Genomic DNA, 14280 nt, shown 5'->3' on the forward strand with positions numbered 1-14280 from the left:
TGCTTACGGCGCCGGCCATCGCGACAGAAGCATCGCAGAAGCGGGAAGCAGTACAGCCTACCGAACCAGCGAAGGCAGTCCCCGCCACCGATGTCGCGAAGACGGACGCTGCCGTGGAGGAGAATGCAGATGAATCGCTGGTCGGCATCACCGACATCGCTTCGGCCGACCAGTATTTCCAGGGCAACGGCGCGATGGATGGCAGCGATGCCGCAGTGGCGACGGGCAGCAATGCGACTGCCGCGGGCGCTTCCAGCGTCGCCGCGGGTGACAACTCCTCCGCCTTCGGTACCGGCGCGGCCGCCTTCGGCGCCGACAGCACGGCGGTCGGTGCGTTCGGACTGGCGTTGGGGCAGGGCTCGTCCGCCTTCGGTTTCGGCACCACCGCACTCGGCGATTTCAGCACCGCGCTGGGCTACGGTTCCAGCGCCAGCGGCTATACCTCGATGGCGTTCGGCTACAAGGCCAGCAGCAATGGCGACGGCTCCATCGCGATCGGCAACGAGGTGACCCTGCCGGTGGGCGACGGAACCACAGCCGTCTTCGTGACGAGTGCCGACGGCTTGCTGTCGACGGCGATCGGCCCTGGTGCCCAGTCGAGCGGGCAAGGATCCACAGCGATCGGTCTGGGCGCGGAAGCCTCTGGCGATCTCAGCATGGCGTTCGGCTATCGCGCGCAGGCCGATCTCCTATCGGTTGCGATCGGYACCTGGTCCAAGGCCAGCGGTGCCTTCAGTGTCGCGCTGGGGCCCGGCAGCAAGTCGATCGGTGAGTCCTCGGTCGCCGTGGGCGAGTATTCCGAAAGCCACGGCATGGGAGCGGTGGCGCTGGGCGCGGGCACAGTCGCCCACGCTGACCAGTCGACGGCGGTCGGCTTCGCCGCCTGGGCGTGGCGGCCGCAATCGATGGCCTTGGGAAATGCCGCGCTCGCCGACGGCGACGGATCCACGGCCCTCGGTTATCAGGCACATACCTGGGGCGAGGGCACCATCGCCCTGGGCTACCAGGCCCAGACCGGCGGTGACCGGCCCCTGTCCGAGTTGCCACCTCCCTGCGATCCGAACACGCAGGACTGCGGTGGCGTCGGTATCGGGTGGCGGTACGCGGGGCCCGAGCAACCCTCCTTCGCGATGGCGTTCGGGCAGCAGGCGCAGGCCTTCGGCACCGGCAGCATGGCGCTGGGATACCACAGCCTCACCCTTGCAGAAAACAGTGTCGCCCTGGGCGCCGGCTCGATGACCGATCGCGACAACACCGTATCGGTGGGTGCGTCCTCCGACTGGTTGCGCATGGGCGGCGGGAACGTGGCGGCGTTTACCCGCCAGATCGTCAACGTCGCGGCCGGTACTGAAGACAACGATGTGGTCATCGTGGCCCAGCTGGGGCAATTCGCGACGGCCCTGGGTGGCGGCGCCTCGATGTCGTCAGGCGTCCTCAATGCGCCCAACTATTCGATCCAGGGAACCAGCTACTACAACGTGGGCGCCGCATTCGCCGCGGTGGACGGGAAGCTGAGCAGCCTGCAGAGCGCAATCGATGGCATCGGCGCCATACCACCGGCCGAAGGTCCGCAAGGCCCCGAAGGTCCGCAGGGTCCGCAGGGTCCGCAGGGTCCGCAGGGTCCGCAAGGTCCGCAGGGTCCGCAGGGTCCGCAGGGTCCCGCGGGTGATCTCGCGTACGACGATGCCGGCAAGGGCAGCTTGACCCTCGCAGGTGCCAACGGCACGCAGGTCAAGAATGTCGCTAATGGTGTGACGGCTACGGACGCCGTCAACAAGGGCCAGATGGATGCTGGCGACGCCACGACGCTGTCGACCGCAAACACCTACACGGACACGACCGCGACCAAGACGTTGACGTCCGCCAAAGCCTATACGGACACCCGCATGCAGGCGCTCAACGACGAGTTCACTCAGTTCACCCGCGATGTCGACTACCGCTTGGCCGAACAGGACAAGCACATGGACAAGATGGGCGCGATGAGCTCGGCCATGATGAGCATGGCGATCAACGCGGCCGGCAGCCGCAGTCCGCGCGGCCGCGTCGCGGTGGGCGCAGGCTGGCAGAACGGCGAGAGCGCCCTGGCGGTGGGCTACTCCAAATCCATCGGCGAGCGTGCGTCCTTCAGCTTCGGTGGCTCGTTCACCAACGACGAGCAATCGGCCGGCGTGGGTTTCGGCATCGACCTCTGACCATCTCCGGCGGCACATCGCGCCGCCCGGACTTGCATGCCATCCCGCCATCGCGGGACCCGGCCTCACCATCAATCGTGGGATATCCATCGTGAAAAGCATTCATTGCTCGCTGATCGCCGGCGTGCTGGCCACCGCAGTGACCGGTAGCCTGGCCGCAGCCTCCTTCGTCGGCGTCGGCGACGCCACCAAGACCTCCATGCGCGGCCCCTCGGTCCAGTACCATCCCGACCGGCCGCCGGTGCAAAGCAGCTTCAACAGCTTTATCGTCAAGTACCGCGACAGCAGTGCCGCAAGATCGAGCAGCACCGCCGTCCAGCTCAGCGTCGATGCAGCCGCCCGCCGCGCTGGGTTGACGACGCGCGCGTCCTCGAGCGCAGCGGCGCCTGTCTCCCTGCGCTACGTCCGCAAGATGGCGGTGGGAAGCCATGTGGTGCGTTCGTCGCGTCCGCTCAATCCAGTCGAAACCGCGGCATTCCTGGAGCAGCTGCGCGCCGATCCCGCCGTGCTCTATGCGCAACCGGACTACATCAAGTTCAAGCAGGACGTGATTCCGAACGATACGCACTTCGTCGACCTGCAGTGGGACCTCACCGATGCAGCAGCGGGCATCGGCGCGCCAGCCGCCTGGGACCGCTCAAGCGGTGAAGGCCTGGTCGTCGCGGTGATCGACACCGGCTATCTCGACCACGCCGACCTCACCGCGAACATCGTGCCCGGTTATGACTTCATCAGCTGGTACGGCCAGTTCCAGGACAACCAGACTTATCCCGACGTCGCCGGTGATGGCGACGGTCGCGACGCGGACGCGCACGATCCCGGCGACTGGCTGGACGGCTCCGAGGGATTCTGCAGCGGCATCGTCGCCGACAGCTCGTTTCATGGAACGCACGTGGCCGGCACCATCGCGGCGGTGACCAACAATGCCCTCGGCATCGCCGGCATAGCGCACAAGGCCAAGGTGCAGCCGGTACGCGTGCTGGGCCACTGCGGGGGCCTGACATCGGACATCGCCGACGGCGTCACCTGGGCGTCGGGCGGTACGGTCGCCGGAGTGCCGGCGAATGCAACGCCGGCGGAAGTGCTGAACCTGAGCCTCGGCGGCTATGGCGCGTGCAGCGCCGACCCGGCGATGCAGGACGCCATCAACGGCGCGATCGGTCGCGGTGTCACCGTCGTGGTGGCGGCGGGGAACAACAACATGAACGCAGCGCAGTTTTCGCCTGCCAGTTGCCCCGGTGTGATCACCGTGGGCGCTACCGGCGTCGATGGCGGACGCTCCTATTACTCCAACTATGGTCAGGTGGTCACCGTGGCCGCACCGGGCGGCAACGCGCACTCCGGCACCGACGGCAACAACGCGTGGATCTGGTCGCTCGGCAACAGCGGCAGCCACGCGCCGGTGCCCAGCCCCGCGGGCGATGTGCTGCGGGGCATGATCGGCACTTCCATGGCCGCGCCGCACGTGGCGGGCGTGGTGGCGCTGATGCAGAGCGCTTCAGTCGAGGCGGGACACGGAGTGTTGACGCCGGCCTTGGTGAAAGCGCTCCTGAAGGCCAAGGTCAAGCCATTCGTCCTCGCGCCTGCGCCCGCTACGCCGGTTGGTACGGGCATCGTCGATGCCGCCGCCGTCGTCGCCGCGGCGACGGCCGGAATCGGCGAAGGGGACCTGACCCTGCCACTCACCAACCGCATGCCGCTCGCGGGCCAGGGCGCCGCGGCGGGCGACGCGCTCTATTACCGCGTCGATGTTCCCGCCAACGTGGGCAGCCTGACGCTGCGTACCTACGGCGGCTCGGGCGATGTGTCCCTTTACGTTGCGCGTGGTTACGTGCCTACCACCTCCAGCTACGCCGCGGCGTCCATCAGGCCGGGCACGACGGAGGCACTGGCGCTCAACAAGCCCGCAGCGGGGGTCTATTACGTGCGCGTGCAGGCAAACGTCGCTTCCAGCGGTGTAACGGTGCTGGCCTCCTACTGACTGTGATCAGGCCTGCGTCGCTACGCAGCATCCCGCTCCAACTCGTCAGTAACTTCGCGTCGCGAGTTGGCCGGGAGATTCATGGCCGGCAACCTTGATTGCTGGCTAACGGAGTTGACGTGCCGGGCTCGATGAGCCCGGCACCAGGGCAGTTACGAAAAAGCCGGCACTAGGCCGGCTTTGTCGTAAGTCACTGGATTTATTGGTGGAGCGGAGGAGGATCGAACTCCCGACCTTCGCATTGCGAACGCGACGCTCTCCCAGCTGAGCTACCGCCCCACGTAGGGTCGAAAGTCTACCGACCGCAACAGGGAGGCGCTAGTCCTGCGCGGCGAGCAGGGGCGCGAGGCTGGGTTCGAGGGCTTCCCGGCGCCAGCCAGCGAGCGCGCTGGGCCATTTGCCATCGTCGAGCAACGCCTGCAGCCACCGCCGCGAGGCGAGTACTCCGTCGGGCAGCCCGAGCTCGGCGCTGCGCTTGCTCACCGCATCCTGCAGCTTCTTCAGCCGTTGCTTGTCCCGTGTTTCGCCCACGCTGGCATCGGGGGCGTCGGCTTCATCCGGCAGCGGCGTGCTCAGGGCACGCCAGATGGCGTCGCCGAGTTTGCGCGGGGCCTTGGGATGCGCATCGAGTTGCGACTGCAGCCCCTCACGGTCCGGTGGCGGGGTGCGGGCGATCGCCACGGCCAGCTCATTGTCGAGGATCCAGGTCCGCGGACGGTCGTTCTCGCGAGCGTAGGCATCGCGCCAGCGCAGCAGGCGCACCAGGCGGCGTTGCATGTCCGCATCGAGGAACTGCGCACTGCGTATCGACAGGTGCGGCCAGCGCTCGGGCCCTTCGTTCTCGGCGTTCGCCACGGTGCGGATCGCGTCTTCTAACAGCCATTCGCGACGGTTCAGTTGCGCCAGCATGCCGTCGAGCACGTCGTGCATCGCGTCAAGGTGGCGGACATCGTCGGCGGCATAGTCCAGTTGCGAAGGCGAGAGCGGGCGGCGCAGCCAGTCGGAACGGGTTTCGCCCTTGGCCAGCGTCACGCCTGTGAGCTGTTCGACGAGTTTCTGGTAGCCGACGCCGGCGCCAATGCCGGCAAGGGCGGCGGCCTGTTGCGTGTCGAACAAGGGCTTGGGCACCACGTTGCAGGCATGCTTGAAGGCGACGAGGTCCTCGCTCGGACTGTGCATCACCTTCAGGACGGATTCGTTGGCGAGGATCGGCGCCAGTGCCGCCGTCATGCCGGGCACCAGCGGATCGATCAGCAGGACGGTAGGCTCGCCGGACGCATCGTCGAGCGCGATCTGCACCAGAGCCAATTGCGGCCAGTAGGTCCGCTCGCGGAGGAATTCGGTGTCGAGGCCGATGCGTGCGGGGACATGGGTGAAATGCGCTTGAAGCGCAGAGGGGTCGGAAATCCAGACGTGCATGGATCGGAGGATAGGGCAGGTTGCCGCGGCGGGCGACAATAGCCTACTTTCGTCCCCGGTAACGCCAAGGACCCCCACGGCGTTTCCGTCCTTGCTGTTCCACACCGTTCGCGTCGCACGCCAGGGAGTTGCGTGGCTTGAATCCGAATTGGCGGCCCCTACGACGAATGGCCTGGTCCCTGGGCCTGGGCCTCGCGCTGACGTGCGCAGCCGGTTGTGGCCGCAGGCAGGCGGAGGAGGAGAAGGCCAGCGCGCCTGAGCCGCTGGTCACCATCGGGCAGGACCAGTCGGTGTCGCCGGTACCCGCCTGGCGGGCGCCGGCAATAGCGGTCACGGATGCGAACGCGACGGCGCTACGCAAGCAGGCCGCGGCGGCGCTCAAGACCAGGCACCTGTATGGCGGCGAGCAGGAGGCCGAAGCGGCCATCCCTCTCTATCTGGCCCTGCAGCAGCACTCGCCCGGCAACGAGCGCATCCGCGACGGCCTGCGTGAATCCCTGCTCGCATTGCTCGACGAGGGTCGCAAGGCACTGAACGCCATCGACTACGACGCGCAGGAACTGCGCCATGCGCACGAAGTCGGGGCGGTGGCGCGCGTGGTGGCGCCGGCGGACCCTCGGGTTGAAGCTTTCCTCGACCGGCTCGACCGCGCCGACGAGGCCGCACAGGCGAACCGGCTCGGCGAGATTGCGCTCAATGCCGAACATATTGGCGAGAACAACGAAGCGAACGGTGCGATCGCCTATTTCCGCGAGGCCCTGCGGGAACGACCCGGCGACAGCCGGGCGGCGCAGGGTCTTGCCGCCGCCGAAAGTGCACTGATCCGCCGCGCCGAAGCCGCGGCCGACCGGGACGATTACGACGGCGCTACCTCATGGCTGGCCATGGCAGCCAAGGTGCGTCCGGGCTTCGTCACCATCAGGGATGCGCGCGAACGCATCGCGATTCAGCGCGCCACGCGTGTGAACGGATTGCGCGACGAAGGCATCGCGCAGCTCGCGACGCCGACCGCACCGGGCCTGCGCCGCGCGCGGGAAACGCTGGCGCAGCTGTTGCGGATCGCTGCGACGGGCGATCCCGCCGTCCTGGAGTTGCGCACGCGGATCGAGACCGCCGCCCACTACGGCTTGTTCCGGGCAGGGCAGGCGTTCACTGATGCGCTGTCGAATGGTGGCCGCGGCCCGCAGATGGTGGTCGTCCCGCACGGTGCTTTCCGCATGGGAGCGCTGGAAGGCGAACCCGATTCCAGCGACGCCGAGAGGCCGGTACGTAACATCCGTTTCGATCGCGGCATCGCCATGGCGCGTACGGAGGTAACCGTCGGCGAGTTCCGTCGCTTCGTCAATGCGACCAGGTATCGCGCGCGCGCGACGCGACGTGGCTATTCGACGATCTACGACGAGCGCAGCGGCAATTTCGTCCGCGCCGGCAACGTCGACTGGCAGTCGGACTACGTGGGCCGCCCGGCCAGCGACAACATGCCGGTAGTGAACGTGAGCGTCGGCGACGCCACGCGCTATGCGGAGTGGCTCTCCGGGCAGACCGGCCAGCGTTACCGGCTGCCCAGCGAGGCGGAATTCGAATACGTGCTGCGCGAGGGCGGGCAGTCGCGCTTTCCCTGGGGCGATGGCGCGCCGCCGGCCCGATCCGGCAATTTCACCGGAGGCAACGACGTCTCGCCCTCGGGACGGCGTTGGAGCAACGCGTTCCCCGCCTATGGTGACGGCGCCTGGGGCCCGGCGCCGGTGGGAAGCTACCAGCCCAACCGATGGGGCGTGCACGACCTTGCGGGCAACGTCAGCGAATGGGTCGACGACTGCTGGCACGGCAATTTCCGCCGGGCGCCCCGCGATGGCCGGCCCTGGGTGAACCCGGGGTGCCGGAACCAGACGGTGCGGGGCGGGTCCTGGGCGAGTTCGCCCGCACACACGCGCTCCGCTGCGCGGCAGGGCACAGACACCAACAACACAAGCGCGCGCGTAGGGTTCCGCGTGGTGCGGGAAATCTGACGGGTCTGCTTGGGGCGCGATGGCCGGCCCGGATCGCCCCGAACAGCAGTGGCCATCTCGATGGCATCACGGAGGGCACGATGAGAGTTGATCCCTTGGGTAACCAGCAGGCAGCACCGCAGCGTCGCGGCTTTGGTTTTGGCGGCATGCGCTGGTTGATCCTGCTCCTGTTCGCGGGCTACGCGGCATGGTCCTGGTTTGGCAGCGCGAAAACCGATCCGTACACCGGTGAAACCGCGCACTACGGCGCCTCGCCGGAGGAGGAGGTCGAACTTGGCGCACAGGCCTATCAGCAGGTGCAAAGCGACGCCTCGGCACAGGGGGCGCTGTTGCCGGCCAATAGCCAGGTAAGCCAGCAGATCCGCGAGATCGCCAGTCGCCTGGTCAATCGCGTGCCGCAGGTGACCGCCGATCTCGCCGCGATGAACCAGCAGCAGGCACCCACGGATTACCAGAACTTCCAGTGGGACGTCAGCGTCATCCAGTCGGAAGAGGCCAACGCGTTCTGCCTGCCGGGCGGGAAGATGGCGGTGTACACCGGACTCATTCCGATCGCAGAGAACCAGAATGGGATGGCAGTCGTGATGGGCCACGAAATCGCCCATGCGCTGTTGCGTCACGGGTCCCAGCGCATGGCGCAGCAGAAGCTGGTGCAGGTGGGGCAGATGGCGGCCGGTGTCGCGCTGGGTGGCATGGATCCGCAGCAGCAGCAGGCAGTGATGGCGGCGCTCGGAGCCGGCGCCCAGTACGGTTTCATCCTTCCCTACGGCCGCAATCACGAGACGCAGGCCGACAAGGTCGGGCTGATGCTGGCCGCGGCGGCCTGCTACGACCCGCGTGAGGCGATCCCGTTGTGGGAACGCATGTCGCAACTGGGTGGTGGTGAGCGCCCGCCGGAATTCGCATCGACGCACCCGGATCCGGCCAACCGCATCCAGACACTGCAGGCGCTGATGCCGACGGCGCTGGAGTTCTATTCGAAGTACTGCCCGGGCCAGCCGCCGCTGAAATGACGGATGCGTTGGGCAGGCACAAAAAAAGCCGGGGTTACCCGGCTTTTTTGTTGCGGCGGGAAGGCCCCGTCAACGCTTGGTATCGGCCTTAGGCTTCGATGTCGGATTCGCGCCCATGCTGCCAGGCCCGATGTTGCCGGACATGTTCTGCTGGAATTCCTTCCACATGGCCATGTTGCGCTCGGTGAGCTGGTTCATCATCGCCCACGGCGTCTGGCCGAGCAGGCCGCCGATCTGGGTGCGGAACTGCTGCTGCTGGTCGAGGAAGACCTGCATCGAACGTTCCAGGTAGTTGCCCATGAAGCCCTGCAGCGAATCGCCGTAGAAACGGATGATCTGGCTGAGCAGCTGCGTGGAGAGCACCGGTTCACCGTCGGACTCGTGCTCCGCGATGATCTGCAGCAGCACCTGGCGGGTAAGGTCATCGCCGGACTTGGCATCGCGCACCTCGAAATCCTCGCCGTCGACGATGAGCTGGCGCACATCTTCGATGGTGATGTAGCTGGAGATCTCGGTGTCGTAGAGACGACGGTTGGGATACTTCTTGATGATGCGGATCGAACTCATCGAGCGCCGACTCTAAATCGTGGTGCTGCGCAGCATGGCTCAGGGGCGGTTGCCTTGCAACTCGCCCCCGTCATGTGCCGTCGGTCACGGCCGGGCTGGCTGAATCTGGCGGTACGGCGCGGTTTTGTGCGCAGCAAAGCGCTGTCCGCGGGCCGCTTACCAGCCCGGGCTGCTACCAACCCATGTACTGGCCGCCGTTTGCGGACAGGTTGGCGCCGGTGATCCAGCCGGCCTCGTCGGGAATGAAGAACGCCACCGCGTAGGCAATTTCCTCGGGCGAGCCAAGGCGGCCCGTCGGAATCTGCGTGATGATCTTGTTGCGGACCTCCTCCGGCACGGCCATGACCATGTCGGTGGCGATGTAGCCCGGGCACACCGTGTTCACGGTGATCCCGAACTTCGCATTCTCCTGTGCCAGGGAAATCGTGAAGCCGTGCATGCCGGCCTTGGCGGCAGCGTAGTTCGCCTGGCCGTACTGGCCCTTCTGGCCATTGATCGAGCTGATCTGCACGACGCGACCCCACTTCCGCTCACGCATGCCCTCGATCACCGGGCGGGTGACGTTGAAGCACGAGTTGAGGTTGGTGCTGATGACGTCGTTCCACTGCTCCGGGGTCATGCGGTGGAAGGTGGTGTCGCGGGTAATGCCGGCGTTGTTGACCAGGATGTCGACGGGGCCGAGCTGGCGCTCGATGTCGCGGACCATCGCTTCGGCATCCGCGGCGGTCGAGACGTCGCCGCGCGCGATCGCGACCTCGACGCCCTCGGCGCGCATCTGCGCCTGCCACGCCTTCGCCTTTTCCTCGTTGCGGTAGTTGGTGGCGACCTTGTGGCCCATGCCGGCCAGGCGCTTGACGATCGAGGTGCCGATGCCGCCAGTACCGCCCGTGACGAGTGCGATGCGAGATTGCATTTGTTTCTCCATGAGGCGAAAGGAAGCCCGAAGGCATTCTATGGAGCAAATATGAAACCTGTGTTGTGCGCTGCGGCGAGCATGATCGCGCCGGTGCGCGGAATGCGGGCGGGGTCGAAGCCGGGCTGTGCACGTGCCAGGAAGGCGGCGACGCCGTCGGTCCCGGCGATGGCGTCCGGGGACTGTCCGAGTGCGCGCCACGCCGCTTTCAGTGCCGGTAGCGGGTCGGCCGCGTCGACGGGAAGGGCTGCATCGGACTTGGACAGCTTACGCCCGTTGGCGTCCACGACCAGCGGAAGGTGTGCGTAGCGCGGCGTCGGCAGACCCAGCGCGCGCTGGAGCAGGATCTGTCGCGGCGTGGAATCCAGCAGGTCGGCGCCACGTACGATATCGGTGATGTCCTGCGYGGCGTCGTCGACCACGACGGCGAGCTGGTACGCCCAGTAGCCTTCGGTGCGTCGGAGGACGAAGTCGCCGACCTCGCGCGAGACGTCCTGCTGCTGGGGGCCCTGTATGTTGTCGTCAAAGGCGATGACGGTCCCGTCGGGGACACGCAGGCGGATGGCGGGGTCGGCCCGCCGCGATTTCGCGACGCATTGCCGGTGCACGCCGCCGCCGGCGGCCAGGTCGCTGCGGCTGCAGTGGCATTCGAAGGCTCGGCCGTCGTCCAGCAGGCGCTGCAGGGCAGCTTCGTACAGGGCGCTGCGCGCGCTCTGGCGGACGATGGTTTCGTCGGAATGCAGGCCGAAGGCGACCAGGGCGTCCAGTTGCCGTTGCGATGCCCCCGCCACCTCGCGCGGCGGGTCGATGTCTTCCACGCGGACCAGCCAGGTTCCCTGCGCATGCCGTGCCAGCAGCCAGCTTCCGAGCGCGGCCAGCAGTGAGCCGAAATGCAGGTCGCCGGTGGGCGAGGGGGCGAAGCGGCCACGGTAGGGGGCGGAAGCGGAAAGAGGCATGGTGCTGTTCGGGTGGGTTTCTGGCAGCTTGCGCAAAGCATTCGGCTTGAATTTCCATCGAGCCTGCCACATCTTCGCTCCGAAACCATCAGCCGCCGGTTGCGCGAAAGGTCCCCCAATGTTCAAGCGTGTCGCCCTGTTCCTCGCCACCAACCTGGCCGTCCTGGTCCTGCTGGGCATCGTGATGTCGGTGCTGCAGAAGTTCGGCCTCCGGCTGGGCAACCAGGGACAGCTGATGGTGATGGCCGCGATCTTCGGTTTCGGCGGCTCGTTCATCTCGCTGCTGATATCCAAGTGGATGGCCAAGCGCAGCACCGGTGCGCACGTGATCGAGCAGCCGCGCAACGAGCTGGAGCAGTGGCTGGTCACGACGGTTCATCGCCAGGCCGAGCGCGCAGGCATCGGCAAGCCGGAAGTCGCCATTTACGACGCCCCGGAAATCAATGCCTTCGCCACCGGCGCCAACCGCAACAATGCGTTGGTCGCCGTGTCCACGGGCCTGCTGCGTTCGATGAGCCGCGACGAAGCCGAAGCCGTGCTTGGCCACGAGGTCAGCCACGTTGCCAACGGCGACATGGTGACCATGGCGCTGATCCAGGGCGTACTGAATACATTCGTGATCGTGCTGTCGCGCGTGGTCGGTCGCGTGATCGACGGCTTCATCAGCGGCAACCGTGAAAGCAGTGGCGGCGGCATCGGCTACTTCATCACGGTGTTCGTGCTGGACATCGTGTTTGGCCTGTTCGCCAGCATGATTGCGATGGCCTTCTCGCGCCATCGCGAGTTCCGTGCCGATGCCGGTGGTGCGGATCTTGCCGGTCGCGAGAAGATGGTCGCCGCGCTGCGCCGCCTGTCCCAGACCTACGGCCACAGTTCGCTGCCCAGCCAGATCCAGGCCTTCGGCATCAGCGGCGCGGTCGGCCATGGCATGCGCCGCCTGATGATGAGTCATCCGCCGCTGGAAGAACGCATTGCGGCGCTGCAGCGCTCGATGTAACGGTCTGCCTTGCAAGAAAAAGCCCGCCGATTGGCGGGCTTTTTTATTGGCGCATCGGCCGCGATCAGGGCATCAGCCGAACTCGTAATCCATTTCCGGCCCCGCAGGCGCGAGGAAGTGCCCCTGCGCGTAGTCGATTCCGGCGCTGAACAGCGTGGACATGCTGCCGGCGTCCTGCACGTGTTCGGCGATGGTCTGCTTGCCCAGTTCCTGCGCCTTGGACGCGAACTCGCGGATACGCTGTTGCAGCTCGGGGGTGCTGGCCAGGTCCTTCATGAAGGAGCGGTCGATCTTGATGAAGCTGGCGTCGAAATGGGTGAGCAGCTGGAACGGGTTGAGGCCGATGCCGAACTGTTCCAGGCCCACGCGGACGCCAAACTCCGCCACGCCGGCCTGGAACTGCTGGGCGGCACGCAGGTTCGTGAAGACCTTGGATTCGGGGATCTGCAGCACGAGCAGGCGGCCATCGACGCCATGGATCTTGAGCTGTTCGCCGATGTACGCCAGCAGGCTGTCATCCTGCAGCGAGGCCTGCGTGATCTTCACCATGAGGCGGGTGCGGCGGTTGATGCGCTGGCGGTCGGCAATCAGCCGGATCGAGCGGCCGACGACCCAGCGGTCGATGTCGCCCAGCAACCCATGCTCCTCCGCGATCGGCAGGAACGTGAGCGGCTGCACCAGCCCGCCGTCTTCGCCACGCAGGCGCAGCAGCGTTTCGTACATCTCGTCCGGCGCGCCGTGCAGGGGCACCAGTGGCTGGAAATGGATGACGAACTGGTCCGTCGCGATCGCTTCGCGGAGGCGCGCGACCCATGCTGCGACTCGTTCGAGTTCCGCGCGGTCGGTTGCGCTGGGGTCGTGCAGTTCGGAACGGTTGCCGCCCACGCCAATCGTGGATTGCAACCCCTGGCTGGCCTTGCCCAGGATCGCGGCGACGTTGGCGATCTTTTCGCCGACCTGCACGCCGCCGATGCTGAGCGTGATGTTCAGCGAATGGTTGCGCGCCTCGATGACGGTATCGGCGAAGGCGGCGCGCAGGGATTCGGCGAGCCTGGAGGTCTGCGCATAGTCGCTGTTGTGCGTGAGCACGGCGAACTGGTGCTCGCCGAAGCGCGCGACGATGTCGTTCGCGCCTACGGTGGAGCGCAGGCGCTCCGCCACCGCGGCAACCAGGTCGTCGGCCGCGTCGAGGCCGAGGTCCTGCAGCAGGCGCGCGTAATGATCGGGCTCGATCAGCAGCAGGCCGTGCGAGGTCGCCTTGGCTGCGGTTTCCGCCACCGCGTCCTCGAGCGCGCGCAGGAAGGTGGGGCGGTTGAGCAGGCCGGTGACCTGGTCGAGCTGGCGCAGGCGTTCGAGTTCCGCCGCCGCCTGCGGGTCGAAGACCTCCTCCTGCTTGCGCAGTACCACCTGCAGGCAGCTTTCACCTTCGTAGGTGGCCTGGGTGAACTCCATGACGGCCGGAAAGTGGTTGCCGGTGATGGTGACGGCTTCGGTTTCGTAGCGCGGCGGCGGAGCTTCGCCCTTGGACAGCTGCTTCAGCAGTTTCTTGAATTCATCGACCTTCTTGGAAGCCACCAGGTCGAGCAGCGACATGCCCTCGATGTCCTCGAAGGAGTCGAAGCCGAACATTTCCAGGTAGGCCGCATTCGCGCGGATGTGCATGCCTTCATGGATGTAGGCGATGGGGTCCCGCGAGGAATCGATCAGCGCGTCGCAGCGGCGCTCGATTTCGCGCATCTGCGCGTCGAGGCGGCGATAGGAGCGGCGTGCTTCCAGGTCGACCCATTCCGCGCGCAGCACGTGCAGGACATGGTCCATGTGCTCGCGCAGGACCACCCGGCGTGCGCCCATGGCCATCATCTTCAGTAGCGCGGTTTCGTCCAGGCTGCTGACGAGCACCAGCACGGGCAGGTCCTTGCCACTGGCATCGACCTTCTCCATCACCCTGGCGAGAGGCACGCTGCCGGCGTTCTGCGCGGCCAGCACCATGTCCTGCGGCTGGGATTCGATCAGCGACTGGAACTCGTCCTCGGTTTCCGGCCGCGACGGGCGTACCGCGATGCCCGCGTTGCGCAGCCCGCTGACAATGGCCTCGGCGGCTTCGACGCTATCGTCGACGATCAGCAGTCGCAGAGCCATGTCTTTGCCGAATTGCATCCCCAAACCCTCCGTTCGCGACGGCCTTCCGGCTTCCCGTCTAGGTTCCCCGTGATCCGGGTTTATGACATGAAGG

General features: G+C 66.6%; 10 protein-coding genes and 1 tRNA gene. 5 read left to right on the forward strand and 6 right to left on the reverse strand.

What is annotated here, in order from left to right; all coding sequences use genetic code 11:
- Positions 1-113: 113 nt before the first annotated feature.
- Together ACXJJ9_RS12405 and ACXJJ9_RS12410 are read left to right on the forward strand one after the other, a co-directional pair.
- Positions 114-2192, forward strand: a complete 2079-nt coding sequence (locus ACXJJ9_RS12405; RefSeq protein ID WP_457097452.1) for a YadA-like family protein — start codon at positions 114-116, stop codon at positions 2190-2192.
- A 91-nt stretch (positions 2193-2283) separates the two neighbouring features.
- Positions 2284-4173, forward strand: coding sequence for a S8 family peptidase (locus tag ACXJJ9_RS12410; RefSeq protein WP_457097453.1), 1890 nt, complete (start codon positions 2284-2286; stop codon positions 4171-4173).
- A gap of 203 nt (positions 4174-4376) precedes the next feature.
- On the opposite strand, the gene ACXJJ9_RS12415 is transcribed toward ACXJJ9_RS12410, so the two are convergent.
- Positions 4377-4452, reverse strand: a tRNA-Ala gene (locus tag ACXJJ9_RS12415).
- Positions 4453-4491: 39 nt separating this feature from the next.
- On the reverse strand, positions 4492-5592 hold the full coding sequence (gene rnd, locus ACXJJ9_RS12420; protein WP_457097454.1) for a ribonuclease D: 1101 nt from the start codon (positions 5590-5592) through the stop codon (positions 4492-4494).
- Positions 5593-5759: 167 nt separating this feature from the next.
- Between rnd and ACXJJ9_RS12425 the strand changes: the two genes are divergently transcribed.
- The gene (locus ACXJJ9_RS12425) at positions 5760-7601 is read left to right on the forward strand and encodes an SUMF1/EgtB/PvdO family nonheme iron enzyme (protein WP_457097455.1); all 1842 of its coding nucleotides are present in this window, start codon (positions 5760-5762) and stop codon (positions 7599-7601) included.
- A gap of 80 nt (positions 7602-7681) precedes the next feature.
- Complete coding sequence (locus ACXJJ9_RS12430) at positions 7682-8614, forward strand: M48 family metallopeptidase (RefSeq protein WP_457097456.1); 933 nt, start codon at positions 7682-7684, stop codon at positions 8612-8614.
- Between the two features lie 69 nt (positions 8615-8683).
- Here the strand turns inward: ACXJJ9_RS12430 and phaR are convergent, their stop codons facing one another.
- The 3 genes from phaR to gluQRS all read right to left on the reverse strand — a co-directional run bounded on the left by phaR (position 8684) and on the right by gluQRS (position 11050).
- Positions 8684-9181 carry a polyhydroxyalkanoate synthesis repressor PhaR gene (gene phaR / locus ACXJJ9_RS12435; protein WP_310053061.1) on the reverse strand — a complete coding sequence of 166 codons (498 nt, stop codon included), beginning with the start codon at positions 9179-9181 and terminating at the stop codon, positions 8684-8686.
- Between the two features lie 172 nt (positions 9182-9353).
- A complete protein-coding gene (gene phbB, locus ACXJJ9_RS12440) occupies positions 9354-10094 on the reverse strand; it encodes an acetoacetyl-CoA reductase (RefSeq protein WP_457097457.1) in 741 nt (246 codons plus the stop codon).
- A gap of 38 nt (positions 10095-10132) precedes the next feature.
- Entirely contained in the window at positions 10133-11050 is a 918-nt protein-coding gene (gene gluQRS, locus ACXJJ9_RS12445; RefSeq protein ID WP_457097458.1) for a tRNA glutamyl-Q(34) synthetase GluQRS, read from the reverse strand.
- Between the two features lie 118 nt (positions 11051-11168).
- Here gluQRS and htpX point away from each other — a divergent pair, with 118 nt between their 5' ends.
- The gene (gene htpX / locus ACXJJ9_RS12450; RefSeq protein ID WP_457097459.1) at positions 11169-12047 is read left to right on the forward strand and encodes a protease HtpX; all 879 of its coding nucleotides are present in this window, start codon (positions 11169-11171) and stop codon (positions 12045-12047) included.
- A gap of 72 nt (positions 12048-12119) precedes the next feature.
- Here the strand turns inward: htpX and ACXJJ9_RS12455 are convergent, their stop codons facing one another.
- Positions 12120-14204, reverse strand: coding sequence for an EAL domain-containing response regulator (locus ACXJJ9_RS12455; protein WP_457097460.1), 2085 nt, complete (start codon positions 14202-14204; stop codon positions 12120-12122).
- Positions 14205-14280 lie beyond the last annotated feature (76 nt).

It is taken from the genome of Lysobacter sp. P5_B9 (genome assembly GCF_054049835.1).